The organism is Lactobacillus delbrueckii subsp. delbrueckii DSM 20074 = JCM 1012 (assembly GCF_001433875.1).
Taxonomy (GTDB): Bacteria; Bacillota; Bacilli; order Lactobacillales; family Lactobacillaceae; genus Lactobacillus; species Lactobacillus delbrueckii.
Window position 1 is genome coordinate 49,451 of record NZ_AZCR01000003.1, and the last position, 26,325, is coordinate 75,775.

A 26,325-nucleotide genomic window follows, 5' to 3' on the forward strand; every position below is an offset into this window, starting at 1 on the left:
TTAACATGTAAATGCCAAAAATTAAAATAATCTACAAAAATAAGCAGGGCACAATAATTATCGTGCCCTGCCTGGCTTGCAGCCTTAGTATTCAGTTGGATAAGCGGCGAAACTATTCGTTAGTTTCAATCAAGCCGTAGCTGCCGTCGTTGCGGCGATAAACCACGCTGGTGCCGTTGGTTTCAGCGTCTTGGAAGACGAAGAAGTCGTGTTCCAGCATGTCCATTTGCAAGATGGCTTCTTCTGGGTCCATTGGCTTCAAGCTAACCCGCTTGTTGCGGACAATCTTGAACATTGGAGCCTTTTCTTCCTTCTCCTCTTCAACCGGAGCTTCTTCAGGGATGAAGAATTCTTCAACGCCCTTTTCACGGCTCTTGCGGTTGACGCGGGTCTTGTACTTTCTGATTTGGCGTTCAAGCTTTTCGGAAACAAAGTCAATGCTGCGGTACATGTCATCCGTAGTTTCTTCAGCTCTCAAAACCAGGTATGGAAGCGGAATGGTTACTTCAACCTTAGCTGAGTGGTCACGGTATACCTTCAGATTTACATGAGCGATTACGTCCTGGCTCAGATCAAAGTACTTTTCCAACTTGGTCAAGCGCTTTTCAACATAATCTCTCAAAGCTTCAGTGACTTCAATATTTTCGCCACGAACATTGTACTTTAACATAATAATTATCTCCTTTCACGCTTGCACGGTTTCTTTACACTCATATTATACCAAACTTGAAAGCGCTTTGTAAAAATATTTAGCGACTAATTGAAAAACTTTCGACCTGGCATTTAGGAAAAGCCGTTTCAATCGCGTCGCGCGCATGGTAAAGTGTTCGGCCTGTGGTGTAAATGTCATCCAAAAGGATGATCTTACCTGTTATTGTACCCCTAAATTCCGGATTTAAAAAGAAATTTTGCTTGGCCTGCATCCTGGCTTTTTTTCCCTTTTCCCCCTGGGCCCCAGCTCCAGCCTTCTTGGCTAAAAGAGGCGTTAAGGGCAAAAGAGGGGTAAAAATTTCCCAGACCGTGTCATAGCCCCGCTTTTTCCGGTGCTCAGGGGAAGTCGGGACCGGGACGTAGTAGTCGGCCGCTAATTTTTGAACAGCAGGGGCGGCCAATTCCTGCAAAACTTGGCAGAGCAGGTAGTCCCCGTAGCGCTTGTAGCGGACCATCAGGTCATGAAAGGCCTGGTTGTAGCAGTAGACGGCCTGGTTGTGCAAAAAATTCCCCTGGTAGATCCGCCGCCACTTCTGGCAGTCCTGGCAAATTTCCCCGCTATCCTGCTGGCGGCCGCACTGGGGGCAAAAGGCGGGGCCGATCTGCGCAAACTGCTGGCGGCAGGATGGACACAGGCAGGAAGTCTTGCTTTTGCCCGGTAAAAGCAGGCGCCTCATGTCCAAATCTCCGGTAAAAGGCTGGTCGCAAAAAAGGCAAAGACTCATACCCGGTTCATCTCCTTGATCTGCTTGACCGCGCTTCTGATCTGCCGGCTGTAGCGCCGGTAGCCAAAAAGCACCAGCCCGTCCGGATCCTGCTTGTCTCTGCCCACCCGGCCGGCAATCTGGACCAGGCTGGCAGCGGAATAAATCTCATCATCAGCGGCCACGATGATCACCCAGACATGCTTAAAGGTCACCCCCCGCTCCAAGATTGTGGTCGTCAAAAGCAGGTCCAGGTCGCCTTTGCGGAATTTTTCCACCTTCTCCAGCCGGTCCGGGTCCTGGGCATAGACAGTTGCCAGGCGCAAGTCGGGCAGGAGCCTTTTGACAGCGGCAAAATACTGGGGCATCTGGGCAATTCTGGGCAAAAAGACCAGGAGGGGGTGGCCGCTTTTAGCCGCCATTTTGATCCGCCGGGCTAATTTCGGATGCAGGCGGCCCTTGGTCAAAAAAGGCTTGACGTACAGGTCCAGCCGGGGCACAGGCAAGGTATAGCCGTGAAAGCGGCGGTTGAGCCTAACGATGGCCAGTTTCCCCTGCCTGGCCGCTTTTAGCAGGTCCTCAGGCGGGGTGGCCGTCAAAAAGACCCGGCTGCCCGTTTTTTTAACAGCATTGCCTGCGGCAAAATGCAACTGGGGATTGCCGGCATATGGAAAGGAGTCGATCTCATCGATGATCAAAAGGTCAAAGGCCTGGTAGTACTTCAGCAGCTGGTGGGTCGTACAGATAACCAGCTGCTCATTGGCCGCTTCCTTTTCCTCCCGGCCATGGTACTTGCCGATCTCCACCTCCCCGAAGGCTGCTACTAGGCGGGGGTAAAGCTCATTGACCACGTCGATTCTGGGCGTGGCAATGGCTACCCGGCAGCCGCGGCTGAAAGCCTCAGCCAATAAGGGGAAAATCATCTCCGTCTTACCCGCCCCGGTCACGGCCTCAACCAGGCAGTCCTCTTTAGCGGCAAATTTCTCCAATAAAAAGCGGCTCACACCCTCCTGCCGCTCTTGCAGCTGCCCTGTCCAGGTCATCCCCGCTCTGGCCGGGTAATGACTGCCAGCCGTCTGGCGGACCAAAAGCTTGCCCTCATCCAGCCGGCCCAGGCCCACGCAAGCACGGCAATACAAAAAGCCCGACGGCAGGCGGGCCCAGCATGAGCTGCCGCAGCGCTGGCAGATGCCATTTTCGATGGCGGGAATTGTCGTCTGCCCCTCTTTTATGCTATTATCCACTTTGTCAACCAGCCATTGGCGGCCGGTCAGAGATTCTTTTTCTTCTGTCATTTTTTTTGCCTCCACTAACTAATACACCAAAAAGGGATGATTTTTTGTCAAAAGAAGCAGATTTTTTAACAATCAAAGAAAACGGCCAGCATGAGCTGGTCATCAAGAAGAGCCGCTTCATCGCGACTCTTGCCCGGGTCCAGGATGAGGAAGAGGCCCGGGACTTTATTGCCGCGACCAGCAAAAAGTACCATGACGCCACCCACAACACCTATGCCTACACCTTGGGCATTAATGACGACCGGGTCAAAAGCAGCGACAACGGCGAACCAGCCGGTACGGCCGGGGTGCCGGAATTAAAGACCCTGCAATTAATGGGCCTGAAGAATGTCGCCGTCGTCGTGACCCGGTATTTCGGCGGAATCAAGTTAGGGGCTGGCGGCCTCATCCGGGCATACTCTTCCAGCGTCAGCGAGGCAGCTGAAGCCATCGGCATCGTCAAGCGGGTTAAGCAGCAGGAATTGATTTTTACGATCCCCTACAACCGCTATGACAAGGTCGACCACTTCCTTAAGGAAAAAAAGGTCTTCGTTGCCGGCACTGAATATGGCGTAAACATCACCATTTCCATCTACCTGGACCTGGACCAGATTGACCCCTTTATCAGCGATCTAACCGAGCTCTTAAACGGTGAACCCAACCTGATCAAGGGGGACCAGCGCTATAACGAAATTCCCGTTAAAAGCGGAGAAAAAAGATTCTAACCAAAAATGACCAAGCATTTCTGCTTGGTCATTTTCTTTTGTCTGTTCAGCTTTATTGTTTTTTACCGCTATTTTTCTCAGCAGGCTTGTGCCCCCCCTTGGACCGCTCCTGCCACTTCCGGGGCTTGGCCTCGCCCTGATGCCAGACTTCAACGTCCGGCTCCTTAGTGTGAGTGCTATGTAAAACCAGGCGGTTAATCAAGTGGCTGAGAGGCTTGTATTTTTCCCCTAAAAGGCCGATCGATTCCACGAAGAGCTCAACGGCGATCAAGAGGCCGACCAGCAAGAGGGCCATGGCCCAGATCGGCGACAAGAGGAAAAGCATGGACACGAAGGAGAAGATCAAGGACAGGGCGTAAATCAGCAGTACCGTCTGCCTTTGGGTCAGGCCCAAGTTCATCAGCTGGTGGTGGAGGTGGTGCTTGTCCGCTTGGGAAATCGGCTTCTTGTTCAGCTTGCGGCGGATCATGGCATAGACCGTATCAGAGATCGGCACGCCCAAGATGATTACCGGTACCAGCAAAGAAATAAAGGTCACGTTCTTCAAGCCCTTTAAGGCTAAAACCGAGATCATGAAGCCCAGGTAGAGGGCCCCGGTGTCCCCTAAAAAGATCTTGGCCGGGTTGAAGTTGTAAGGCAAAAAGCCCAGGAGGCAGGCCGCTAGCATAAGGCAGGCGATCGGCACGTACAAACCCTGGTTACGCAAGAAGAAGTAGCCGACAATCCCCATGGTCAAAAGCGAGATACAGGACACACCGGCCGCCAGGCCGTCTAAGCCGTCAATCAAGTTGACCGCGTTAGTCAAGGCCAGGATCCAGAAGATGGTAATCGGCAGGCTGAGATACCAGGGCAAATTGATGGTCTGGCCGGTAAAAGGAATATTCAGCTCGGTCATCCGGATTTCGGCCAAAAAGTAGGTAATCATGGCCGCGATGAAGATCCCGCCCATTTTTTGCCCGGGCTTTAGTTCTAAAATATCATCGATCATCCCGATCAAGACGATCACGCTGGACGCCAGCAAAAGGGCAAAGAGCTCGTGGGTCGGAAACTGCTCTCTGAGCAAGATGAAGGTCCCGATATTGTAAGTCACGAAAATCCCCAGTCCCCCGATAGTCGGCATGGGTTTCTTGTTGACCCGGCGGGCGTTAGGATTGTCCACCGCCCCCAGGACAAAGGCCAGGCGCCGGATGAAAGGCGTGATCGCTACTTGGATGATCACCAGTAAAAAAAGGTCAACGATAATCTTAAACATGAAATTCTGCTTTCTGAGTCTAGTTGAGTTAATTATACCGGGCTTTAAGGCGATTTGCCAAATGCTAACAAAAAAGTCCAGAATTCAATCTGGACTTTCTGCTTTATTTGGCAACTGCCACGGCACGTTTCTCCCGTATTACGGTGATCTTGATATTGCCCGGGTAATCGAGTTCTTTCTCGACCCTGTCCCGGATTTCGTGGGCCAAAACCGTGGTCTCATCATCTGAGATCTTGCCTGGCTCAACCATTACGCGGACTTCCCGGCCGGCCTGGATGGCATATGCCTGCTTGACGCCGTCATAGCTGCCAGCAATGTCTTCCAGTTCCGTCAAACGGCGGATGTAGTTCTCCAAGCTTTCGCTTCTTGCCCCAGGCCGGGCGGAGGAAATCGTGTCCGCCGCCACGACCAGGTCAGCGATGAAGGAGAGCTTCGGCACGTCACCGTGGTGGGCAGCGATCGCGTTGACCACCAGGTCCGGTTCATGGTATTTCCGGGTCAATTCAACACCGATTTCTACGTGAGAGCCTTCGATATCATGGTCGATTGCCTTGCCAATATCGTGTAATAATCCCGCGCGAACCGCTAATTTTTCATCCAAACCAAGTTCAGCTGCCATGGTCCCGGCCAGCTTCCCGACTTCAATCGAGTGCGCCAGCACGTTCTGGCCATAGGAAGTCCGGTACTTCAGCCGGCCCAGGATCTTGACCAGTTCCGGGTTCATCCGGTGGATGCCCAGTTCCATCAAGGCACTTTCACCAGCCTCGTAAATATCGTCGTTGACTTCCTTGCGCGCCTTGTCAACCATCTCTTCGATCCGGGCCGGATGAATCCGCCCGTCCTTGATCAGTTTCTGCAGGGCCCGCTTGGCAACTTCCCGTCTGATGGAGTCAAAACCGCTCAAGGTGACCGTCTTTGGCGTATCGTCAATGATCAAGTCTACCCCAGTCATGGCTTCAAAAGAGCGGATGTTGCGGCCTTCGCGGCCGATGATCCGCCCCTTCATGTCATCGTTTGGCAGGTCCACGACTGACACGGTCGTTTCCGCGACCGTATCCGCCGCGCTGCTCTGGATGGCATCCACGATGATTTGGTGGGCAAAGCGGTCGGCTCTGGCACTGATTTCTTCCTCGTTAGCCCGAATCAGCTCCGCCTTCTCCTTGGTCAGGTGGTCGGAGACCTGGGCCAGGACAATCTTCTTGGCCTCTTCTTCGTCTAAGTGGGAGATTTCCAGCAGCTTGTCATTCTGCTTCTCGACCAGCCCGTGCGCTTCTTCCAGCAAACCAGCGGCTTTTTCTTCCTGCTTTTTGATTTGGTCTTTCCTTTGTGTGAGTTGTTTCTCCCGGTCATCGAGCAGGCTGCTGCGGTGATCCAGGGCATCTTCTTTCTGCTGAAGGCGGTTTTCCTTGCGGGCCGCTTCTGCGCGGCGCCTGTTCAGCTCGTCTTCAACCTTCTGCCGGTAATCCCTGATTTCTTCCTGGGCTTCCAGGATCTTGGCCTTCTTCTCCGTTTCAGCATCCCGCTTAACGGCTTCAGCGGCCTGCTTCTGCGCCTGGACATCAGCCTTGGCTGCTTCGACTTCGGCTTTCGCCTTGGCCAAAATTGCCTCCGCGCTCTGCCGGGCGTTTTCCGCCTTGGTTTCCCAGGCATTCTTCCGGATGGCATAACCAATCAGGCATCCCACGACAAGTGAAATAAGAAAAATTACAGCGACTGTTGCGAGAAGAAATATAGTATTATTCATCATGAGTTACGTCGCCTTTGTATTTAGAATTATTCACACATTACTAATCATATGTTACATTTTTGGTCAAGTCAATTCCTTAGCTGCATTTGCGGAAACAAAAAAGATTGCCAGGCCTCTGCTGGCAATCTTTTTATTGGCCAAAAACTGCCTATTTATCAGTCTTTTCCGGACTTGCCGGCTCTGCTGGCTTCTCTTCGCCAGGAGCTGCCTTTTTAGCCCGCTGTTCCTTGAGCTTCTCCGGATTTTCCTTTTCTTCCAGAGATTCAGCATCGATTCCGTAAGCCTTGCGGACCTGGGTCTGGATGTCCTCGGAAACGTCCGGGTGTTCCTCCAGGTACTGCTTGGCGTTTTCCCGGCCCTGGCCGATCTTTTCACCGTGGTAGGAGTACCAGGCCCCGGCCTTGTCGACGATGTCCTGGTCAGCAGCCATGTCCAGCAGTTCGCCGGACTGGGAGATCCCCTGTCCGTACATGATGTCGACTTCAGCTACCTTAAATGGCGGAGCAACCTTGTTCTTGACCACTTTGATCTTGACCCGGTTACCGATAACGTTGGTGGACTGCTTGATCTGTTCCGCCCGGCGGACTTCCAGACGGATGGTTGAGTAGAACTTCAGCGCCCGACCACCTGGGGTGGTTTCGGGATTACCAAACATGACGCCGACCTTTTCCCGGATCTGGTTGATGAAGATGGCGATGGTCTTGGTCTTGGCAATCGTCCCGGAGAGCTTGCGCAAGGCCTGGCTCATCAGGCGGGCCTGGAGACCGACGTGGGAGTCACCCATTTCACCTTCGATTTCGGCCCGCGGCACCAGGGCGGCAACGGAGTCGACCACGACGATGTCGATGGCCCCGCTGGAGATCAAGGTGTCCGCGATTTGCAGTCCTTCTTCCCCAGTGTTTGGCTGAGACAGGATCAATTGGTCGATGTCCACGCCCAAGGCTTCAGCGTAAGCCGGGTCCATGGCGTTTTCCGCGTCGATGTAGGCCGCCGTGCCGCCCCGCTTCTGCACTTCAGCTACGGCGTGCAGGGCAACGGTCGTCTTACCGGAAGATTCCGGCCCGTAGATTTCCACGATCCGGCCCCGCGGGTAGCCGCCCACGCCCAAGGCCGCGTCCAGGGCCAGTGAGCCTGACGGAACAGTAGAGATCTGGGTGTCGACCTTCTCGCCCATCCGCATGACCGCGCCTTTACCGAAGTTCTTTTCAATTTTCTTTAAAGCCGCTTCAAGAGCCGCTTGTTTTTCATCTTTAGCCAATTTTTTCCCTCCTGGAAACTTACTAATAAACATTATACTTTGAAGGCCTGGTAAAAAGCAAGAAAAATCCGAACTAACGTTCAACTTATTTCCTCTCCACTTACTAGTACAAGAAAAAAGCCCTTTTTTCCCCAATCCGACTTAAAAAATAAAAAAAATGAGTACCTTGCTGATACTCATTTTTAAAGAATAGTGATTTTCTAAATGCTTACATTGAACCCTTGAAGACATCCCATGAAGAATGGAAGTAGTCGTAGCCGGAGTAGATCGTGAAGATCAGAGCCAAGTAGAGCAGTATGGTGCCCAGGTGGAAGATGTCGCCAAAGAGCAGGAAGATGATTGACAGCATCTGGCAGGTGGTCTTGATCTTGCCAGGCATGGCAGCCGCCATGACCTTGCCGTTGTTTTCGACCACGATCAGGCGCAGGCCGGTCACAGCCAGTTCCCGGCAGACGATAATGGCTACAACCCAGGCTGGAGCCAGATTCAATGCAACCATGAAGATGAAGGCCGTCATGGTCAGCATCTTGTCCGCCAGCGGGTCAGCAAACTTACCAAAGTTGGTTACCAGTCCCCGGGAGCGAGCGATGTGACCGTCAAACCAGTCGGTTGCGGAAGCAACGGCAAAGACGATCATGGCCACCACCCGGCTCCACAGAATTTCAGTCCCTGCCAGGGTGAATGAGCCGACTGGCCATTGGGCAATCAGCAGGATCATGAAGACAGGAATCAAAAAGATTCGGAAAACAGTCAGTTTATTTGGTAAATTCATTGCTTTAAATTCCTCACTTTTAAGAATTAATGATCATTCTTCTCTTATTGCTTGCTGCTGGAAGCGGCAGATGATGATGGAGCAGCTGATGACTGGCTGCTTGGGGCAGCGCTGGATGAAGCTTGTGAGCTTGATTGAACCCTGGAGCTGGAAGCAGCTGGCCGGCTGGAAGCTGAGCTTTGCACGCTGGAACTTGCCCGGCTGCTGTAGCTCGTACTGGTATTGGTGTTAGTGTTGGTGCCAGTCGTGCGGCTTGCCGCGGAACTGCTTGCTGAAGCAGAGCTGTCACCCAGGTAGATAGTCAAACGGGTCGTGCCGTTGATTGGAGTGAACGGAATCTTCTTGCCGCCAACAGTTACAGTCACGCCAGTATCAGTCCCCAGGTAAACGATCAAGGTTTGCCCTTTCTTGACAGTTTCCGTGTGCTTTTCACCGCTTTGCAGGGTCCCCTGGTTGGTGATCACGTTGTCAACGGAAACGTAGTAGTAGATGCTTTGCTTGCTTGACCGGACTACCAATGGCGTGCTGGACTTGATGCCAGTTACCCGGTAGCTTGAGCCGCCAAGTGAAGCAACCTTGATTGAGCTGGTCTTCTTTTTCTTGGATGAAGAAGAAGCTGATGAGCTCTTCTTGCTAGAAGACTTCTTGGAAGTAATCGTGACGCTGGAGCCAGCATTTTCCTTCTGGCTGCTTGACCCGGTCTTCTTCATGTTGGCAAAGACCATCCCCCCGATCAAAAGCAAAAGGGCGATCCCGCAGCCCAGGGCCAAGCGGGGAACAAGCTTGCGCCACTTGGCGTCCTTAGGAGCTTTCTCGGCAGCTTCCCGCTTGGCTGGCCGGCTGGCACTGATTCTGGCCGGCTTATTTTCTGCCGGCTCTACTGGAGCTGCTTCTTCTTCATGAGCTTCCTCATGAACTTCTTGAGCTGGACTGCTTGCTGCCGGCTGGCTGACTTCGCTCGTGACTTCATTTGCAACTTCGCCTTGGTACTGGCTCAGCAATTCCTTGCCGTCCAAGCCGACGATTTGCGCGTACTGGCGGATGAAAGCCCGGACGTAAAAGTCGCCCGGCAGCTTGTCGAAATCGTTGTTTTCAATTGCTTCCAGGTAGCGGCTCTGGATCTTCGTAGCCTTCTCAATATCGGAAATAGAAAGGCCCTTGGCCTCTCTTGCCTTACGTAGTTGTTCTCCAATGCCTGACATTATTAACCTCTTCAATCACTTTAAAATAATCACTTTAAAATTCGTTTATAAATTATAGCACAATAGCCGCGGATGTGTCGCCCTATTCCAGCCAGCCGCCACTGACATAAATCGTTTGCCCGGTCAGGTAGTCGCTCTCAGGGTTAAGCAGACAGTCAACCCAGTAGGCAATTTCCTTGGGCTTGGCCAGGTGGCCGGCCGGAATTTCTTCTGCCAGCTCTTTTAAGGTTTCCGGGGAAAACATGGCATTCATGGCCGTGTTGACCGCCCCTGGGGCAACGACATTAACCGTGAAGCGGCTGGCGGCAACTTCCCGGGCATAGGCCTGCGCAAAGCGGCTGATCCCGCCTTTAGTCGCACTGTAGACTGCTTCCATGGCGCTACCCTGGCCCCCGTAAACTGAGCCCAGGTAGACGATCCGGCTGTGCTCTTGCTTTAAAAGCTGGCTTTCCAAAAGCTTGGTCAGCTTGATCGGGTTCTCCAAATTGACCTTGATGATCTGGTCAATGACCTGGGAACTCTGGCTGCCCAGGAAGTCATAGTTGGTGATCCCTTGGGCAAAAACGACCGCGTTGACGGGCAAAAGACTGCTGGCAAAATTCTTGAGCTGGTCGTCGCCTGCTAAAAAGTTCAGCTTGATCGGCATGAAATCCTGCAAGGAATGCTTTTCCGCCAGAGTCCTGGCCAAATCGCTGGCCTCTTCCCAATTGCGGTTGCAGTGCAGGTACATGGACCAGCCAGACTCAGCCAGGCGGGCCGCAATGGCCTGGCCAATGCCGCCGGTTGCCCCGAAAATCAGTGCTCTCTTCATTGGTCATCCTCCTCAAGCAGGCGGGCCGTGTTGATGCTGGCGCCCTTGAAAAGCTCCTGGCAGTAGGCCCGGTAGTCGGCAAAATTCATGGCCTGCATCTGCTCAACATTGGCAAACAAGTCTTCCTCACCCAGGCTTTCTTCAGCCATCTCCACGGCAAAACCCGACAAATTGTCCAGGCTGCGCACGGTTTGGGCCAGCCAGCTTCTTTTGTGAATCTCAAAGAGCTGGCGCATTTCCATTTTCTGCTTTTTGGAAAAAAGCTTGTCTGGCGCCAGTTCTGCCTTGATCTGGTCCAGCAGCTCTTCTGCTTCCGGGCTCATCCCCAGCAAGGCCGCGTAGGCCCCCTGCCGGGTATAAGTCACGCTGATCTGGAGTGGCTGGCTGACCAGGCCGGCTTGTCTGGCGCTGGCAAACCAGTGGCTGGCGGCACCTAGCTTTGATTCTAGCATGATTTCCAGCAAAATTTGACTCATATCCCGACTTGCTAAAACTTTCTTAAAGTTTGGCAAAGGGATAGCCGCCATAAACAGGGGCACTTCCCCGCCGATCAGGTTCCAGTCCTGCCCGCTCGGCAAAAAGGGCACCAAGTCCGCTTCTTTTTGCGGCTTGCCCGGGCGCAGGTATTGGTCTGACAATTTCATGGCCTGTCTAAGAATGTTCTTGACCTGGTTGTCGGTAAAGTCCCCGCAGGCAACAAAAGACATGCGAGCGGCCACGTAGTTTTCATCATAAGCAGCCTGGAGCTTTTCCTTAGTCACGCTGGCAATCGATTCCTTGGTCCCGGCCACGTCGATGGCCAAATTGCAGTCACCATAGATGCCCCGCAGGAGCCGGTCGCCCAGGATCCAGTCAGGCTCATCCTGGTACATGGCTAATTCCTGCTGGATGATGGGGATTTCCTTGGCCACATTCTCATCGGTAAAGTAGGGCTGGCCAACCAGCTTGAAGAGCAGGTCGATCATGGGGCCAACATTCTTGACCCCGCTGGCGTAATACATGGTTTCATTGAAAGAGGTAAAGGCATTGACGCTGGCCCCCATTTTTTCAAATTCCAGGGACAAGTCGCCTTCTTCCGCGGCAAAAAGCTTGTGCTCCAAAAAGTGGGCCAGTCCGGGCACGGGCTGGGGATCAGCGCTGCCGAAATCGACGATAATGCCGAAAAAGCGCTGGTTAAAACCCTTGCGCCGGATCACCTGGGCCTTGAAGCCGGAAGGGAAATCTTTTCTGATAATTTCTGGTTTGATCATTTTAATACATAGCTTTCATTCAGATACAGCTTTTGGACAAAGTCAGCCAGCCGGCCGCTGGTCACCCGGCTGACCGCGGCCATCATATCAAAGTCCTCGTAGTCGGCATGGAGCTTGTAGCGGAGGTCTTTGGCTAAAAGCCAGCTGGCATGGTCCTGGTTGAGCAAGTGGCGGTTGGCCAGCGCCTGCCGGCTCTGCTTGAGCAGGCCCGGATCGATCCGGCCGTCAGCCACCATCTGCATCTCCTTGCCGATGATCTGCCGGGCTAAGTCCAACTTGTCCGGATCCAGGCCGGCGTTGACCAAGAAGAGGGCATTGTCAGCATACCAGTTGCTTTCCACCGCGTAAGCCGCCCCGTTTTCCTCCCTAACCTTGCTGAAGAGCCGGGAGGACTGGTCTCCGGTCAAGTATTGGCGCAAGACCGTCCCCGTGGCCAAATCCTTCAGGCTGGGCTGGCCCTTGTAGGCATAGCCCAGGAAAAGCTGGGCCTGCTGCTTGCCCTACTCGTCTGTTTTCTCAATCCGCAAGTCCGGGGCCGAAATCAATAAGTCCCGGCTGCCAAAGTCCAAGGCCAGGCCCGGCCAGCCTTCTTCTTGCAGCTTCTTTTGCAAAAGGCGCTTAACCTGGCGGGCATCATAGACATGGCCAAATACGCAGCTGGCCTGGGTCTTGATGGCATCGGCAAAGCGGCGGACTTCTTGGCTGGTCGCTTTCGTAATATCTTCAATCGAGCCGATGAAGCTGGCCGCGTAATCTGGCTGGTCCGCGTACCAGTTGTTGAAAAAGGCGCTTAAAGCCGCGTTGCTCGGCTCAGCCATGAGCTCCTGGTATTCTTCTTCCAGCTGTCTTTGGGCCAGCTGGACAGAGCTGGGCGTAATCAAGGGCCGGGTGGACAGGCCAGCAAAAGTTTCTGCTATCTGCCGGTAGTTGTAGTCCGGGTCCAGGATTTCCTGGGGCTCAACGAAATTGGCCAGGTAAGAAATGACCATTTCCTTGCCAAAAAGCTGCACGACTGCTTCAAACTGGAAGGAGTAGCGCTGTTGCAATTCGACCTGCTGGAGGCCGGGATCCGGAAAGAGTTCGCTTTCGTTCATCTGCATGCGGCAGAGCAGGCTGGCCATAGACATGTTGTGCTTGGTCAGCGGCAGGCGGACGAACAGGCCCAGGTTGCCGCTGGTAAATTTTTGATTGCTTTGAATACTGATATTTTCTTCGTTCATTATTTTTATTCTTCTTGTCCTTCAGGCGGCAAAAGCACCTTGCGCGGCTTGGAGCCTTCCGGCGGGCCGACTACCCCGTGCTCCTCCAGCTCGTCAATCAGGCGGGCAGCCCGGTTGTAGCCGATTCTGAACCGCCGCTGCAGCATGGAAGTGCTGGCTGACTGCTGGCGGCGGACCAGGTCCACTGCCTGCGGGTAGTACTCGTCGTCAACGTCGTCATCGCTGCTTTCGTCATCATCCCCGGCCTGGGGAATCATTTTCTCGTCGTATTCAGCGCTTTGCTGGCCCTTGACCCAATCAACGACGGCTTCGACCTCATCGACATCGATGTAGGCCCCTTGAATCCGGTCAGGCTTGGAGGCCCCGATCGGCAGGTAGAGCATGTCCCCCCTGCCCATCAGCTTTTCAGCGCCGACCTGGTCCAAAATAGTCCGGGAGTCAACCCCGCTGGAAACGGCAAAGGAAATTCTTGACGGCACATTGGCCTTGATCAAACCGGTGATGACGTCCACGCTCGGCCTTTGGGTAGCCAAGATCATGTGGATGCCGGCGGCCCGGGCCATCTGGCCCAGGCGGACGATGGAGTTTTCCACGTCGTGGCCGCCGACCATCATCAAGTCGCTCAATTCGTCAACAACGACCAGAATATAAGGCAAAGGCTCCATTACCGGCCGGCTGGTATCCTTATTATTCTCAGCCACCTTGCGGTTGTATTCGCCCATATTGCGGACGCTGCCGGCAGCAAAAAGCTTGTAGCGCCGCTCCATTTCGTCGACGACTTTTTTCAGGGCCTTGGAAGCCAGGCGGGAATCAGTGACAACGGGGATCATCAAATGCGGAACCCCGCTGTAGACTGACAATTCGACCATCTTCGGGTCGATCAAAACCAGCTTGACTTCATCCGGCCGGGCCTTCATCAAGATGCTGGTCAAGATCGTGTTGATGGCCACGGACTTACCGGACCCGGTTGACCCGGCCACCAGCAGGTGGGGCATCTTGGTCAAGTCAGCGCTGATGATCTGCCCGGTCACGTCCTTGCCCAAAGGCACCATCAAAGGATGGTCCTTGGCCTTTTGGTCCTGGTGCTCCATGGCATCTTTAAAAGCCACGGACTGGGCCTTCTGGTTAGGCACTTCAATCCCGATATAAGGCTTGCCCGGAATCGGGGCTTCAATTCTGATGTCCTTGGCCGCCAGGGCCAGGGCTAAGTCATCGGCCAGGTTGACAATCCGGGAGACCTTGACCCCAACGGCTGGCTGGACTTCGTAGCGGGTGATGGTCGGGCCTAAGATAGCCTTTTTAACATTGACTTCCACCCCGAAGCTCTTGAAGGTTTCCTCCAAAATAGCCGTGTTCTGCTTGATTTTATCCTTGTCGCTGGACTGGTCACTGGCCTGGACGGCCTTTAACAGAGACAGGGGCGGGAACTGGTAGTTGTCATCATGGCTGACCGTGCTCTTGTCCAGACCATGGTCAACCTGCTGGTCGGCCAAAATCATCTTCTGGTCATCTTCAGCCTGGCTGCGAGGCTTGGGCGGGTCATCCAGTTCCAGTGAATGAGTGACCGGCGGGTCAGGGTGCTGCTCTGCCACCTGGATTTCCGGCAGGGAAGGCTTGGCTGCCTGCTTCTCTGCCTTCTCTTGCCTTGTTTTTTTCTCCGGCTTGACTTCTTCGCTATCCCGCCAAGAGTCGGTCAGCTTCTCCCGGTTGTTGGGATCTTTTTTTTGCTGCTCCCTGTATTCAGAGTACTTTTCCTTTAGCTGGCCGGCTCCATCCTTGCTTTGCTGGATAAAGGAGCGGCTGATTTTTTGAAAAGCAGCGACCAGGGAGCGGAATTTGACGTCAAAGAACATCAAGATCCCGCTGATTATGTTCAAAACAGCCAGGCACAGGCCGCCAATCTGGCCTAAAAGCTGGTAGAAGATCCCGTACAGGAAGCTCCCAATCCAGCCCCCGCCGACGCTGACGGTGACATTGGCCCGGGCCAGTTCTTCAAAGATCACGTTCTTGAAGGCGGGCAAAAATTCGCTGTGGACGCTTCTGCCATTGAAAAAGCGGCTGGCCAAAATGTACAAAAGGCCCAGGTAAGCCAAAGTCAAGCCGCTTGTCCGCTTAAAGCCAAAGCGGGGCGGCTGCCCGTAAATCAGCATGACCAGGCCCAAAATGGCCAGGAAGGCTCCGCCTAAAAGATAGCTGTCCCCAATCAAGAGCCGCAAAAGATTGGCCAGTTCCTTGCCCAACCAGCCAAAGCGTAATAACGCCAAAATGGCTACCAGGATCGAGACGATCCCGGTAACCACCCAGCTCAAAGATTCTTCTGTTTTCTTTTTATTTTTGTTTTTACGATTAGCCTGCCTTTTCTTTCGAGGCATTTCTTCACCTGCTCAATCCTTAGAAATTAGGTTCAAAGTCCAAGTTGATCGGTTCATCCAAGGCAACCTGGCTAACTTCGTAAGTCAAGGTTTCGATGTATTCAACCAGCGGCCGGCTGAGCAAACGGTAGGTTTCCTGGTCCAGGTCCTGGCCGTCGCCGTGGTAGCCCAGAAGCTGAACGACTTGGGTGTTGACCCCGCTGATTTCGATGATGTTGTCTTCGTCTGGCGTAACGTCGTAGACAACGGCTACTTCGTAGTAGCCACCTGCCTCGCCGGCATCTTCAACGCCGTCTTCGCCCGTAGCGACAACCTGGCGGATGGCTACGTTGACTTCATTCTTTTCTTCTGGCTCATCGAGCAGGTCATAGTGAAAGGCACGAACGATGATTGGGGTCTGCTTGTTAAATTCCATAATTTTACCTCATAAATTTCTTTTTAGCCACTAATGCTTGGGCAGGTTCCGCTGGTAGCGGCCAGGACGATTGTAGTCGTCCTTGAGCTTGTCATTTTCATAGTGGTGGGACTTTTCCATGTGGGGAAAGCCTTGCTGGCGCAAGGCTTCAAAAATTACAATCGCTGCCGAATTGGACAGGTTGAAGGCCCGGATCTTGTCGGACATGGGAATGCGGAGATTGCGGTCCACGTATTGCCGCATGAAGGTTTCCGGCAAACCGGTCGTTTCCCGGCCAAAAACAAAGTAGTAGTCCTTGCTTTCGTCCGTGTAGTCGACGTCAGTATAAGCCTTGCTGGAGAACTTGGAGATCAAGTACATCTCGGCATTGTCCGGCAAAGTAGCCAGAAATGCCCGCAGGTCGTCATGGCGGCGGATTTCAACTTCACCGCCGTAGTCTAAAACGGCCCGCTTGAGATGCTTGTCGTCCAGGTGGAAGCCCAAGGGCTCGATCAAGTCCAGCACCGTGTTGGTTCCCGCGCAGGTTCTGGCAATGTTGCCCGTGTTGTCGGGAATTTCCGGCTCAAACAAAACAATATGGTTGGTCATTTATTTCCTTTCCTTTTCTTCTCGTCCAGCCTGGTCTGCTTCATCCTGGAAACTGTCGTCATAAAGGTGGGAAACCTTCCGGTAGTACCGGTAGACATGGGTCAAAAGGATTTTCATCACCGCGTAGATCGGAATCCCGCCAATCACGCCCCACAGGCCCCAGACTGAGCCAGCTCCCAGCATGACGATAATCGTCGTCGCCGGGTGCATCTTCAAGCGGTTGCCGACAACCAGCGGGCTGATGACCCGGGTTTCAATGATCTGCTCAATAAAGAAAACCACTAAGACCTTGGCTACCATCGACAAATCAGTCACTAAAGCGATGATTAAGGCCGGAATCAAACCGATGAAGGTCCCAAAGTAAGGGATCAGGTTCAAAAAGCCAGAACAGATCGCCAGGGCTGCCCCGTAAGGCTCGCCGATAATCGTATAGCCAATGAATAACATGATCCCCACGCAGATAGCCACGGAAACCTGGCCGATCACGTAAGAAGACACAGCCTGGTTGACTTCATGCAGCAACTTGCTGGTCGCCTGCTCCCAGCGCTGGGGAGCGAACTTGACCAGAAAAGGCCGCAGTTTGTGCCCGTCTTTCAGCATAAAGAAGAGCAAAAACGGAGCTGTGGCCAGGGTCGTGAAGACGGCTGTCGCTACGGTGACCGCGCTGGTTAAATTCCCCAGGGCGCTGGAGACGGCTGACTCCATGCTCTTGCTGAAATTCTTCTGCAAAGAAGTCATCTGCTTTTGCAGAGAATCGCGCAGGCCGCTGAATTTCGGACTGTGCAGGAGCTCATCAACCGCGTTGGTCGAATTCTTCCAGATCGTGGGCCAGTTCTTGACTAAGGAGTCAATCTGGCTCTGGACGACCGGAATCAGGGAATTGATGGCCCAGATCAAGAAGACCGTGACTATAGCAAAAATCACCATGATGGTGACCGTCCGCGGCACCTTGAACTTCTCTTCCAGCTTATCAACCACCGGCTCCATCAGATAGTACTGGACCATGGCCACCAAAAGGGGCGGCAGGATGGCGCTGATGAAGGTGTTGACCGGATTCAAGATAAAGGAAATCTTGTTAAAGACCAGCACGATCACCAGGACCAAGAGCACATTGATCAAGCCGACGCTGAAGCGGTTGTTAAGCACCCAGTCCGTAAAGAGGCTCGTGTCTCTTTTCTTCATTAATCCAGCCTACAGGTGTTCGTAAACGATTTTGTCGTCGACTCTGAACTTCGGCATTTCCTGGTCTTCTGGCAAGTCCAGGTAGAGGGCGTTGGACATCGGCTTCTTTGGCACTTTGTCAGTGAAAAAGAGGCTGGCGTGATGCAAGGTCCGCAAGTTGCTGACCGCCATAGGGCCAACATAGTTGATCAAAAAGGTCGTCCCGTCAATGGTCACCGTATCGCCCTTCTTAAGAACGACTGCCTGGGCAGCCTGTTCATCATCAAAGGCCTGGATGACGGAAACGTCCTGCAGTTCATCTTTGGCCATCTGGCCAAACAAAATTACGACGCGGTCTTTTTCACTGATCGCGTTTGGTCCGATTGCTTTAATTGTAGATATCCATTTCATTTTTATCACCTGGTTAAATTCTAACATACTCACCGGGAACTTAAAGCTAAGAAGAAAAGAATTGTTAATTATTCTTTACGGACGACTATCTCTTATCGACATTTGCTAAAGATAAGCTTAATATTTAAACTAGAGTTATTGTGGAGTAAATAAGGAGGTTTAAATTGCATATTTTAATTGGCGGCTACACCAAGCACGAGTCAGCCGGCATTTACCAGTTTGACTTTATCGGCTCCGGTGACCAGGCCCATCTGGAACAAAGAAGAAACGTCGTTGAAGTCGGCGGGCCAACATATTTCCAAAAAGACGGCCAGTTCATTTTTACCATTAAGAATGAAAACGGCCAGGGGGGCATCGCGGCCTTTGCAAACGGCAAGCTGGTCAGCCAGCTGCTGCACGAGGGGGCTTCTCCGGCCTACATCGGCATCAACAAGGAAAAAAAGCTGCTCTACACGGCCAACTACCACACTGGGGTCCTGGCCGTCATCAGCTATGATGACCAGGGGCAGCTGACCCTGCTTGACCAGGTCAAGCACGAAAACAAGGCTTTAGGGCCGCGGCCTGAACAATCCGGCGCTCACCCGCACTACTTTGATGAAACTCCGGGCGGGCACCTGGTTTCCTGCGACCTGGGCCAAGACAGAGTCGACTTCTACGGCTTTGACGGGCAAAAGCTGACCCACCTGGCCAGCTACCAAAACGAAGACGGCTTCGGCAGCCGCCACCTGGCCTTCTCACCGGACGGCAAGTACTTCTACGTGGCCGGTGAACTTTCCAGCCAGGTCAACGCGGTCAAGTTTGACGAAGAAAACTGGATGTTCCGGTCCCTGGCCACCTACTCAACCATTCCGGAAAGCTGGGACCAGCACAACGGGGCAGCGGCCATCCGCCTGTCAAGTGACGGCAAGTTCCTCTACGTGTCCAACCGCGGCCACGATTCCATCGCCGTCTTTGCCGTTTTGACGGACCAGGCCCTGAAGCTGGTCCAGCGGGTGTCAACTTTTGGCGAATTCCCGCGAGACTTCAACTGGGACGCGGAAGAAAAGTACGTCGTTGCCGCCAACCAAAACAGCAACAACGCTACCCTCTACCAGCGGCAAAGCGACGGGACCTTGACCCCGCTGGAAAAGGACATCGCGGTTCCAGAAGGCACCAGAGTTTTATTCACTGATTAAATTAGGAGTATTTTTTTAGTAACATGCTAGACATTTTCAAAGCCATCATTCTCGGCATCATCGAAGGGGTTACGGAATTTCTGCCGATCTCCTCAACTGGCCACCTCTACCTGGCCGACTACATCATCAAGTTAGACCAGCCAACCAGCTTCATCAACATGTTCATGGTTGTCATCCAGCTGGGGGCCATATTGAGCGTCATCGTGATCTACTTTAACAAGCTGAATCCTTTTGCCCCGTCAAAGAGCAAGCGGGAAAAAGGTCAGACCTGGCAGATCTGGTTCAAGGTCATCGCGGCTGTCCTGCCGTCAATCATCATCGGCCTGCCGCTGAATGACTGGCTGGAAGAAAACATGACCTCCTGGCAGGTAATTTCCGCCACCTTGATCATCTATGGTATCCTCTTCATCGTCTTGGAAAACTACTACGCCAAGCGGCAGCCGAGCTTGACTGATTTAAACAAGATGAGCTATAAGACCGCCCTTTTGATCGGCTGCTTCCAGGTTTTGTCCATGATCCCGGGGACTTCCCGGTCTGGGGCAACTATTCTGGGGGCCATGCTGATCGGGTCAAGCCGCTACGTGGCAACTGAGTTCTCCTTCTTCCTGGCTATCCCGACCATGTTCGGGGCGTCGCTTTTGAAGCTGTTCAAGTTCTTCAAGGCCGGCCACGTCTTTGTCGGCAACCAGCTGGCTATCCTCTTGGTTGGTATGGTCGTTTCCTTCATCGTGGCCTACCTGTCAATCAAGTTCCTGCTAAAGTACGTGCAGACCCACGACTTCAAGCCATTCGGCTGGTACCGGATTGTTTTGGGGATCATCGTCATCATCTGCGGTCTGGTATTTGCGTAATCCTCGTATTCACGCGAAAATATGCTATGATTATCGCTTAAGGATAGCAAGCTAGAGGACGGTGAATAAACATGTTAAGTTTGCTTTGCTTACTTTTTATTTTATGGCTCTGCTGGAAGATGGGCGTGGCCCTCTGGCGGGTTCTGATCTTTTTGATCGGGGTCGGCCTGGCCTTTGCCTTGATCAGCTCAGTAGTTTTGCCGCTGCTAGCCATCTGTGCCCTCGGGGGCCTGGCTTGGGCAGTAATCTCAAACACGTAAAAATAGATAACAGATGAATAAGAAAAGGAGACAGGCCGGCCTGTCTCCTTTTTTGACTTTATTGTTTTGTTATTTTTCTGCTAATTTATTTCCCTGCTTCTTGCTTCAGCTGCCGCCACAAGCCCTGCATGTCGCCTGGGTCGGGAATCTCAATCTCCCGCTCTTCCCCGCTGAAGGGGTTGGTGAAGGACAGGTAGAAGCAGTTCAAGGCCTGGCGGGCAAAAGCATCCCTGGCCCCGTATAGGTCGTCTCCGTAAAGGACATGGCCGATAGAAGCCATGTGGATCCGGATCTGGTGGGTCCGACCGGTCAACAGGCGGAGTTCAACTAAACTGGCCCCCGGGACCTGGTCAAGGACCCGGTATTCAGTCAAGGCCCTTTGCCCCTTTGGATTGACCTCCCGCTTGACCGTGTCCCCCACCCGGGCCAGGGGCTTGTCGATCAGGCCGCTTAAATCTCCTTCGGCGAAGTTACCATGCACGATAGCGTGGTACTTTTTGATAAAAGCATCCTTGCCCAGCTTGCTGAAGCGGTCATGGGCGATGGCGTTCTTGCCCAAGAGAACCAGGCCGGAAGTGTCCTGGTCCAGCCGGGTCACGATGTGGGGCTTGACGTAAGCCGGGTTGACCCCCTGCTTTTCAAAGTAAGCCAGCACCCGGTTGATTACCGCGTCTTCCGCATGAAAGCCGGAAGGAATCGACAAAAGGCCGGCCGGCTTGTTGATCACCAAATAGTCAGCCGTTTCTTCAATAATGTCCAAGGGCAGGCGGGAGACCTTGAGCCAGGGGTTGACCGGCTCTTGGCCCATCAAAAAGTGGACCACGTCCCCTTCTTTTAACCGGTAGCTGCCATTCCGGCGGTGGTGGTTGACCAGCATCATCCCGCCGTGGTTCTTGCAGTTGTTGACTGCCCGCCGGGAAAAACCTTTTTTCAGCAAAAAATGACTCAGCTGGCCTGGGTCATTTTTCGCAACAATCATTTTGTATACTTGCACTATCTGTCACCAATGAAGGCGTCGTTGACCCGCTCCCAAAAATGGTGGTGGCCATACTGGTAAAAGCGAATCTCTTCCGCCGCAATTTTATAATCTACTTTCTGTACGTCGGTCAAGCTGATCCTTTTCCCGTCGACGATCACAACCGCCCGGTCGGAAATCTTCGGCACGATGGTGATCCACTCATCCGGGGCAATAACGATGGGCGAGCCCACCGTCCGGAAGACCAGGTTGTTGATCGAGGCAATTTCGGTCAGCTGCAGGGTCTTGAGGCGGGGGTGGATTACCGCTCCGCCCAGGGACTTGCTGTAGGCCGTTGACCCGGTCGGGGTTGACACGCAGAGCCCGTCGCCCCGGAAATTCTCAAAGCGCTCGCCCCCGAGCCAGACCTCAGCTTCCATGGTCTTGGAAATCCGCTTGATTGAGGCTTCATTTAAGGCCAAAAAGCGCTTCTCCCCGCAGCTGGTGGTTACCTTCATCTCCAAAAGCGGGTAGCCCACCTCGTTTTCTTCAACGGGATGGCTGGCCAGGGCGTCAACCAGCTTCTCCATGTCGTAGTTCCGCCAGTCGGTGTAAAAGCCCAGGTGGCCGGTGTGGATACCGGCAAAGCAGATCTTGTCCAGCTGCTGCTTATACTTGTGAAAGGCAGAGATCAAGGTACCGTCACCGCCGACAGAAATTACCAGGTCGGGATGCTGCTGGTCCTGCAAAATGCCTTTTTCAGCGAGCAGCACCTGCAGGTGCCGGACCGCCACCTGGGTGGTCACGCGGTCATTGTGAACGATAGCTACTTTCATGACTTTTCCTTGCCCTTGTTCTTGGTGAAGATCTTCTGCGCTTCCTTGACCTCATTTCTGATAGAGGACATCTCTTCATCCAGCTGGTAGGCAGCTTCCGCCGTCCGCTTGAGCCGCTCAGAAATATCTTCCGGGTAGGCCCCCTGGTACTTGTAGTTCAAGGTATGCTCAACCGTGGCCCAGAAGTTCATGGCCAGAGTACGGATCTGGATTTCCGCCAAAAGGCGCTTGGCCCCCTCGGGCAGATAAACCGTGTAGGCCACCACCATGTGGTAGGACCGGTAGCCGGACGGCTTGGCATTTTGGATATAGTCGCGCTCTTCGACGACTTCCAGGTCATCGCGGGCATGGAGCAGGTCAACGACCCGGTAGATGTCATCGACAAACTGGCACATGATCCGGATACCGGCAATGTCCTGCATGTCGGTTTCGATCACGTCCGGGCTGATGACCCGCCGCTGCATTTTCTCCTTAATGGAGTCGACCGTTTTCACCCGGCCAACCACGAATTCTATTGGCGAATGCTCTCCCTTGGTCAAGAAACTCTGCCGGAGAGCTCTGAATTTAGCTTTTAGTTCATTTACGGCTTCATTGTATGGCCATAAAAAAGTATCCCAATCAGTAATCACAGACATTTTCCTTCCATCTTAAACAAATTCATTTTAACATAGATGTTAGCGAAAGCACCAACGCAACCTTTTTAATTTTTATCTAGCAAAGGAGTCTTAAAAAATGAGCAAAAACCGCGAAATTGAAGCCAAAGTCGCCCTGGACCAGGCCAGCTATGAGGCTATCGTCGCTGCCTACCCGGTCAAGAGCGACTTCAAACAGAGCAACCACTATTTTGACACCCCGGACAAGCAGCTAAAAGAAGACCACAGTGCCCTCAGAATCCGCTGCTTCCAAGACCGGGCCGAGGAAACCATCAAGGTTCCGGTCAAGAAGCTGCAGGAGACCTACCATGAAAGCCTGGAAATCAATGATGATTTAACCCTGCCTGAAGCCGAGGACTTTTTAAAAAAGGGCCGGCCAAGTCTGACTGGCAATGTTGGCCAGTACCTTTTAGAGCATTACCCGGACAAAGCCAGCCAGCTGACCCTTTTTTCCTGGAGCAAGACCCGGCGGATCCTTTTAGACGGGCCAAAGGGCTGCGAGCTGACTTTAGACCAGACTAGCTACCCGGACGGCTACCAGGACTGGGAAATGGAAATTGAAAATGACTCCCCGGCTGCTATCAAGGAAGCCCTGGCAGAAATTAAGACCCGCTTTGCCCTGCCGGTCAAGTCAGCCAACAACCAGAGCAAGATTGCCCGGGCCAGCCAGCATGCCAAGTAAGAATAGGCGAAAGCTTTTCTTTTGTTTTCAAGTAAAAGCTTTGTTAAAGTAGCAGATGAAGCAAAAATTGGAGGTCGACCATGTTCGAACTTTTTCTGTTTATCAATCCCTTAGGTTTATCCTGCTACCAGCTTGAAAAACGCATCCGGCTATTGGCGGAAGAACTGCAACTTGAAATTTCCGTCAATTACATTCCCCTGGTAACCATGGAAGCCATGAAAGCCGACATGGTCAAGCGGAACTGGAACTTCAACACTTCCATCAATTTAGCCAATTATCACAATGCCTCAGTCAGCGCCCAGAGCTTTTACTATGCCGTGCAAATCGCTTATGGCAAGAAGAAGGCCAGGAGCTTTTTGTTCAAGTTGCAGGAAAGTTTGAGTGACGGCCAGCGGTCTTATTCCCCGGCCTTGGCTGAAGAATTGATGGAAAGCCTCAATATCAAGCCAAAGAAAATTTCATCTACTTTGAAAGATGCCTGCCTTAAAGACGTCATTGCCCAGGACCAGCAGCTGGCCAGGAAATTCCAAATCACGGCCCTGCCTTCAACCGTGATTTTTGACGACCAGATCGATGACAGCGGTCTCTTGCTTGATGGTGAATTAAGCGACGACGACCTCCTGCAAATTTTCCAAAACAGCGCGGACAGCTGCCTTGAACCCTTGATGCAGCTAACGGAGAATGCTCCACTTTATTATCATTATCCGGTCAGCCACCTTCATCTCTTATAGCCAGCCTCTCCTTTAGGGGCTGTTTTTTTGCTGCAAAAATTTCAAGAGCCAGCTTTTCTCCCCCGGCCTGCGCCAAGTGGAAAAAGCTTCCTTGGGCAAAGTAAAGACAGTGTAGCCGGCCAGGTACATCAATTCCCCCAGCTTCTGACCCAGCTTGCTCTTTTCCTTCAGCTGCTGGTCCAGATAGTCCCGCTCCTTGACCCAGTCATCGGCCAAAGGCGGGGGCAAAAGGGGCCTAAAGTGCCATAAAGCGGCAATTCCTTCTGCGTCCAAGGCGAAGTCCACCTGCCGGTACAGCAAGGTCTGGCTGACAGGGGCCTGCCTTATTTGGTACTTCAATCTAATCAAGCCTGCCTCTTGGTGGATTTCCAGATAATAGCTTCCCCAGCACCGGTTTTCCCGGAAAAAGATCAGCTGGGTCTGCTTTAGCTTTTCCCCTAAAAAATGCCGGCGGCCGACCAACCAGACATCCTTAATCCCAATCGCCTGGTAAAGGGCATGCCGGTGGGCAAACTCCCCCTTGCTTAAGGGCGCGCACTGGACTTCAAAGGCCAAGAGCGGTGTGGCCAAAATGTCAGCCCGCAAGGCACCGTCAGCCAGCGGCACTTCAGCTTTCGCATTTAGCCCCGCCGCGGTCAAAGCGGCTTTGAGGAGCATTTTCCCCTGCCGGTGCTCCTCTTGTTCTCCTAGCCCCCGGTAAGCCTGGTAGTGCTTGAAAAAAGGCTCTGCCTTCTGCGATAAAACCAGGATGACCGGTTTCCGGCAGCGCGGGCAGCGGTAGACTTCCTGGTTGAGATAGGCCGGGTTCTCCCGGACCTTGCCGGCCTCACTGACGGCCAGGACCAGTTCTTTATTTAACAAAGCTGCGTACAAAATAATCCCCCATTAACTAGTACGCCAAAAAGGGGAGATTTTTTTAAAATAGGCAAAACATACTAACCTAGTGTTGGATGATTACTCGACGGAGTAGTCGTTCAACACTTTTTCTTTTACTATGTAAAGTGGAGATGAAGCCAATGCCGTGAGCTCTTTGGACACACGATGTCGTAAGTAAAACGGGCAGCTTCACCATTCAATTGTGAATCTCGTCTAAGTATGTTGGCTGTTAAAGTCCTGTTGAGAAAATTAGATCTGATTGGATTAGGTGGAGGTAGCTCATCTCCAAGTAAAGCGGAGGTTTATTCTTATGGATTTATTGAAAACTGTTTTCGGTATTGATGTTAGCAGCCGAAAGTCTAACGTATGCATTATGGTCAATGGCCAAAAAGTTAATGACTATGCCATCTCCAACGATATGGTAGGCTTCAATCAGCTGCTAGGTGACCTTAAGCAGGTTACTAACCCACAGATTATCTTTGAAGCAACTGGCGTCTATTCCAGAAGACTCCAGGCATTCTTGGACATGCACGAATTGCGCTATGTCATGATGAATCCGCTAGAAGCCAAAAGAAAGACAAAGGATGACCTGCACCAGAACAAGACCGATAAGCTTGATGCAATGTACCTTGCCAAGCTGCAGTCTGAGCACCCGCAACGGCTAGCCTATGTTCAAAGCGAAGAAATATCAAGAATTGATGGCCAACAACCGTATCTATGAGCAGGCTTCGCACGATCTGATAACCAACAGGAATAGACTGCACAAAGCCATTCAGCTCACTTTCCCAGAGATTGAGCACCTAATGGCTAATCCGAGAGGAAAAAACTACTGGAGTATTGTTCTCAGATTCCCGCACCCTGATATCGTACTAGAAACAAAAGAAGCCGATATCATCGACTTCTTAAAGAGCTTATCTGGTATTGGTGAAAAACGTGCCAATGATCTGGCGCAGAGGCTTATCCGGCTGGCCAAGCTCGCATGCCCAGCTTTCAAAAAGAGCAGTGCTCATATTCGTGGCCTTGAAATGGCCCATTAACAATATTCTGAGCGCTGAAGAGGCGTGCCAGACAGCTTTACAGGAGATGACCAAGCTCGCTCCCAAGCCGGATCTAGAGATCCTTAAAAGCATTCCTGGCATCGCCGAAAATACTGCCTTGAGAATTATTAGTGAGCTCGGGGATATCAGACGTTTTAACAACCCTAGCCAATTAAATGCCTTCGTTGGTGTTGATCCTCAAGTTTATGAATCTGGCAATCTCACGGCCCACCTGTCAATTTCAAAGCGTGGGACGGCTATTGGCAGAAAGGTGCTGTACTTGGCCATAAGCCAAATTCAGTCTGCTAAGAAAGTGGGAAACCCTTGTCATATTGCGGATTATTACGAGAAACGAAAACGGTCTTCTGAGACTGCAAGTCACAAGAAGGCCGCTAT

The 26,325-nt window shown here is 52.6% G+C and carries 25 protein-coding genes and 2 pseudogenes; 7 read left to right on the top strand and 20 right to left on the bottom strand.

Going from position 1 to position 26,325, the window contains the following annotated elements; translation table 11 throughout:
• Positions 1-112: 112 nt before the first annotated feature.
• From hpf to FD23_RS01320, 3 genes are all read right to left on the bottom strand, one after another.
• Positions 113-670 (bottom strand): ribosome hibernation-promoting factor, HPF/YfiA family, encoded by a 558-nt coding sequence (hpf, locus tag FD23_RS01310; protein WP_002879957.1) that lies wholly within the window; start codon positions 668-670, stop codon positions 113-115.
• 79 nt (positions 671-749) lie between these two features.
• A complete protein-coding gene (locus tag FD23_RS01315; RefSeq protein ID WP_003617260.1) occupies positions 750-1,436 on the bottom strand; it encodes a ComFC family protein in 687 nt (228 codons plus the stop codon).
• Complete coding sequence (locus tag FD23_RS01320; protein WP_025895223.1) at positions 1,433-2,710, bottom strand: DEAD/DEAH box helicase; 1,278 nt, start codon at positions 2,708-2,710, stop codon at positions 1,433-1,435. The genes FD23_RS01315 and FD23_RS01320 overlap by 4 nt, the downstream gene beginning before the upstream one ends.
• A 44-nt stretch (positions 2,711-2,754) precedes the next feature.
• Here FD23_RS01320 and FD23_RS01325 point away from each other — a divergent pair, with 44 nt between their 5' ends.
• On the top strand, positions 2,755-3,414 hold the full coding sequence (locus tag FD23_RS01325) for a YigZ family protein (protein WP_025895221.1): 660 nt from the start codon (positions 2,755-2,757) through the stop codon (positions 3,412-3,414).
• Between the two features lie 52 nt (positions 3,415-3,466).
• On the opposite strand, the gene FD23_RS01330 is transcribed toward FD23_RS01325, so the two are convergent.
• The 13 genes and pseudogenes from FD23_RS01330 to FD23_RS01390 all read right to left on the bottom strand — a co-directional run bounded on the left by FD23_RS01330 (position 3,467) and on the right by FD23_RS01390 (position 17,873).
• Positions 3,467-4,666 carry a glycosyltransferase family 4 protein gene (locus FD23_RS01330; protein WP_052933588.1) on the bottom strand — a complete coding sequence of 400 codons (1,200 nt, stop codon included), beginning with the start codon at positions 4,664-4,666 and terminating at the stop codon, positions 3,467-3,469.
• Positions 4,667-4,769: 103 nt separating this feature from the next.
• Positions 4,770-6,413, bottom strand: coding sequence for a ribonuclease Y (gene rny, locus FD23_RS01335; RefSeq protein ID WP_052933587.1), 1,644 nt, complete (start codon positions 6,411-6,413; stop codon positions 4,770-4,772).
• A gap of 148 nt (positions 6,414-6,561) precedes the next feature.
• Positions 6,562-7,671: a recombinase RecA gene (gene recA / locus FD23_RS01340; protein WP_025895219.1), complete on the bottom strand. Its 1,110-nt coding sequence runs from the start codon at positions 7,669-7,671 to the stop codon at positions 6,562-6,564.
• 208 nt (positions 7,672-7,879) lie between these two features.
• Positions 7,880-8,443 carry a CDP-diacylglycerol--glycerol-3-phosphate 3-phosphatidyltransferase gene (pgsA, locus tag FD23_RS01345; RefSeq protein ID WP_025895217.1) on the bottom strand — a complete coding sequence of 188 codons (564 nt, stop codon included), beginning with the start codon at positions 8,441-8,443 and terminating at the stop codon, positions 7,880-7,882.
• 44 nt (positions 8,444-8,487) lie between these two features.
• Entirely contained in the window at positions 8,488-9,645 is a 1,158-nt protein-coding gene (locus FD23_RS01350; protein WP_025895215.1) for a helix-turn-helix domain-containing protein, read from the bottom strand.
• Positions 9,646-9,727: 82 nt separating this feature from the next.
• Complete coding sequence (gene ymfI / locus FD23_RS01355) at positions 9,728-10,456, bottom strand: elongation factor P 5-aminopentanone reductase (protein ID WP_003617244.1); 729 nt, start codon at positions 10,454-10,456, stop codon at positions 9,728-9,730.
• Positions 10,453-11,706, bottom strand: coding sequence for a M16 family metallopeptidase (locus FD23_RS01360; protein ID WP_052933586.1), 1,254 nt, complete (start codon positions 11,704-11,706; stop codon positions 10,453-10,455). Before FD23_RS01360 ends, ymfI begins: the two co-directional genes overlap by 4 nt.
• Positions 11,703-12,926, bottom strand: a pseudogene (locus FD23_RS10940) (M16 family metallopeptidase). The gene FD23_RS01360 and the pseudogene FD23_RS10940 overlap by 4 nt, the downstream one beginning before the upstream one ends.
• 5 nt (positions 12,927-12,931) lie before the next feature.
• The gene (locus FD23_RS01370; RefSeq protein ID WP_052933585.1) at positions 12,932-15,298 is read right to left on the bottom strand and encodes an FtsK/SpoIIIE family DNA translocase; all 2,367 of its coding nucleotides are present in this window, start codon (positions 15,296-15,298) and stop codon (positions 12,932-12,934) included.
• 19 nt (positions 15,299-15,317) lie between these two features.
• The gene (locus tag FD23_RS01375) at positions 15,318-15,713 is read right to left on the bottom strand and encodes a DUF1149 family protein (RefSeq protein ID WP_002877037.1); all 396 of its coding nucleotides are present in this window, start codon (positions 15,711-15,713) and stop codon (positions 15,318-15,320) included.
• A 30-nt stretch (positions 15,714-15,743) separates the two neighbouring features.
• Entirely contained in the window at positions 15,744-16,301 is a 558-nt protein-coding gene (locus FD23_RS01380) for a tRNA (cytidine(34)-2'-O)-methyltransferase (protein ID WP_025895209.1), read from the bottom strand.
• Complete coding sequence (locus FD23_RS01385) at positions 16,302-17,483, bottom strand: AI-2E family transporter (protein ID WP_052933584.1); 1,182 nt, start codon at positions 17,481-17,483, stop codon at positions 16,302-16,304.
• Between the two features lie 9 nt (positions 17,484-17,492).
• Positions 17,493-17,873, bottom strand: a complete 381-nt coding sequence (locus FD23_RS01390) for a PTS glucitol/sorbitol transporter subunit IIA (RefSeq protein WP_025895207.1) — start codon at positions 17,871-17,873, stop codon at positions 17,493-17,495.
• 164 nt (positions 17,874-18,037) lie between these two features.
• On the opposite strand from FD23_RS01390, the gene FD23_RS01395 reads away from it, so the two are divergent.
• The 3 genes from FD23_RS01395 (at position 18,038) to FD23_RS01405 (ending at position 20,159) form a co-directional block, all read left to right on the top strand.
• The gene (locus FD23_RS01395; protein ID WP_025895205.1) at positions 18,038-19,048 is read left to right on the top strand and encodes a lactonase family protein; all 1,011 of its coding nucleotides are present in this window, start codon (positions 18,038-18,040) and stop codon (positions 19,046-19,048) included.
• A 23-nt stretch (positions 19,049-19,071) separates the two neighbouring features.
• Positions 19,072-19,899: an undecaprenyl-diphosphate phosphatase gene (locus FD23_RS01400; protein ID WP_002877045.1), complete on the top strand. Its 828-nt coding sequence runs from the start codon at positions 19,072-19,074 to the stop codon at positions 19,897-19,899.
• Between the two features lie 71 nt (positions 19,900-19,970).
• A complete protein-coding gene (locus FD23_RS01405) occupies positions 19,971-20,159 on the top strand; it encodes a hypothetical protein (protein ID WP_052933583.1) in 189 nt (62 codons plus the stop codon).
• An 85-nt stretch (positions 20,160-20,244) separates the two neighbouring features.
• Here the strand turns inward: FD23_RS01405 and FD23_RS01410 are convergent, their stop codons facing one another.
• From FD23_RS01410 to yjbM, 3 genes are read right to left on the bottom strand one after another with little or no spacing between them, the layout of a single operon-like run.
• Positions 20,245-21,138, bottom strand: a complete 894-nt coding sequence (locus FD23_RS01410; RefSeq protein WP_044880473.1) for an RluA family pseudouridine synthase — start codon at positions 21,136-21,138, stop codon at positions 20,245-20,247.
• Positions 21,139-21,152: 14 nt separating this feature from the next.
• Positions 21,153-21,950, bottom strand: a complete 798-nt coding sequence (locus FD23_RS01415) for an NAD kinase (RefSeq protein WP_025895198.1) — start codon at positions 21,948-21,950, stop codon at positions 21,153-21,155.
• Positions 21,947-22,579: a GTP diphosphokinase gene (gene yjbM, locus FD23_RS01420; protein WP_002877053.1), complete on the bottom strand. Its 633-nt coding sequence runs from the start codon at positions 22,577-22,579 to the stop codon at positions 21,947-21,949. The genes FD23_RS01415 and yjbM overlap by 4 nt, the downstream gene beginning before the upstream one ends.
• Before the next feature lie 103 nt (positions 22,580-22,682).
• Between yjbM and FD23_RS01425 the strand changes: the two genes are divergently transcribed.
• Together FD23_RS01425 and FD23_RS01430 are read left to right on the top strand one after the other, a co-directional pair.
• Positions 22,683-23,285, top strand: a complete 603-nt coding sequence (locus FD23_RS01425) for a CYTH domain-containing protein (protein WP_003614090.1) — start codon at positions 22,683-22,685, stop codon at positions 23,283-23,285.
• A gap of 80 nt (positions 23,286-23,365) precedes the next feature.
• The gene (locus FD23_RS01430; RefSeq protein WP_025895194.1) at positions 23,366-24,016 is read left to right on the top strand and encodes a DsbA family protein; all 651 of its coding nucleotides are present in this window, start codon (positions 23,366-23,368) and stop codon (positions 24,014-24,016) included.
• A 12-nt stretch (positions 24,017-24,028) separates the two neighbouring features.
• Here FD23_RS01430 and FD23_RS01435 read toward each other — a convergent pair whose 3' ends face one another.
• Positions 24,029-24,889: a competence protein CoiA gene (locus FD23_RS01435; protein ID WP_052933582.1), complete on the bottom strand. Its 861-nt coding sequence runs from the start codon at positions 24,887-24,889 to the stop codon at positions 24,029-24,031.
• Positions 24,890-25,202: 313 nt separating this feature from the next.
• Here FD23_RS01435 and FD23_RS01440 point away from each other — a divergent pair.
• Positions 25,203-26,325, top strand: a pseudogene (locus FD23_RS01440) (IS110 family RNA-guided transposase); the annotation flags it as partial.

Excerpts from the sequence above, each read along its gene's own strand:
- hpf (WP_002879957.1), bottom strand. The coding sequence starts at position 670 with ATGTTAAAGTACAATGTTCGTGGCGAAAATATTGAAGTCACTGAAGCT.
- FD23_RS01315 (WP_003617260.1), bottom strand. The coding sequence starts at position 1,436 with ATGAGTCTTTGCCTTTTTTGCGACCAGCCTTTTACCGGAGATTTGGAC.
- FD23_RS01320 (WP_025895223.1), bottom strand. The coding sequence starts at position 2,710 with ATGACAGAAGAAAAAGAATCTCTGACCGGCCGCCAATGGCTGGTTGAC.
- FD23_RS01330 (WP_052933588.1), bottom strand. The coding sequence starts at position 4,666 with ATGTTTAAGATTATCGTTGACCTTTTTTTACTGGTGATCATCCAAGTA.
- rny (WP_052933587.1), bottom strand. The coding sequence starts at position 6,413 with ATGATGAATAATACTATATTTCTTCTCGCAACAGTCGCTGTAATTTTT.
- pgsA (WP_025895217.1), bottom strand. The coding sequence starts at position 8,443 with ATGAATTTACCAAATAAACTGACTGTTTTCCGAATCTTTTTGATTCCT.
- FD23_RS01350 (WP_025895215.1), bottom strand. The coding sequence starts at position 9,645 with ATGTCAGGCATTGGAGAACAACTACGTAAGGCAAGAGAGGCCAAGGGC.
- ymfI (WP_003617244.1), bottom strand. The coding sequence starts at position 10,456 with ATGAAGAGAGCACTGATTTTCGGGGCAACCGGCGGCATTGGCCAGGCC.
- FD23_RS01360 (WP_052933586.1), bottom strand. The coding sequence starts at position 11,706 with ATGATCAAACCAGAAATTATCAGAAAAGATTTCCCTTCCGGCTTCAAG.
- FD23_RS01370 (WP_052933585.1), bottom strand. The coding sequence starts at position 15,298 with ATGCCTCGAAAGAAAAGGCAGGCTAATCGTAAAAACAAAAATAAAAAG.
- FD23_RS01375 (WP_002877037.1), bottom strand. The coding sequence starts at position 15,713 with ATGGAATTTAACAAGCAGACCCCAATCATCGTTCGTGCCTTTCACTAT.
- FD23_RS01380 (WP_025895209.1), bottom strand. The coding sequence starts at position 16,301 with ATGACCAACCATATTGTTTTGTTTGAGCCGGAAATTCCCGACAACACG.
- FD23_RS01385 (WP_052933584.1), bottom strand. The coding sequence starts at position 17,483 with ATGAAGAAAAGAGACACGAGCCTCTTTACGGACTGGGTGCTTAACAAC.
- FD23_RS01390 (WP_025895207.1), bottom strand. The coding sequence starts at position 17,873 with ATGAAATGGATATCTACAATTAAAGCAATCGGACCAAACGCGATCAGT.
- FD23_RS01400 (WP_002877045.1), top strand. The coding sequence starts at position 19,072 with ATGCTAGACATTTTCAAAGCCATCATTCTCGGCATCATCGAAGGGGTT.
- FD23_RS01405 (WP_052933583.1), top strand. The coding sequence starts at position 19,971 with ATGTTAAGTTTGCTTTGCTTACTTTTTATTTTATGGCTCTGCTGGAAG.
- FD23_RS01410 (WP_044880473.1), bottom strand. The coding sequence starts at position 21,138 with ATGATTGTTGCGAAAAATGACCCAGGCCAGCTGAGTCATTTTTTGCTG.
- FD23_RS01415 (WP_025895198.1), bottom strand. The coding sequence starts at position 21,950 with ATGAAAGTAGCTATCGTTCACAATGACCGCGTGACCACCCAGGTGGCG.
- FD23_RS01425 (WP_003614090.1), top strand. The coding sequence starts at position 22,683 with ATGAGCAAAAACCGCGAAATTGAAGCCAAAGTCGCCCTGGACCAGGCC.
- FD23_RS01430 (WP_025895194.1), top strand. The coding sequence starts at position 23,366 with ATGTTCGAACTTTTTCTGTTTATCAATCCCTTAGGTTTATCCTGCTAC.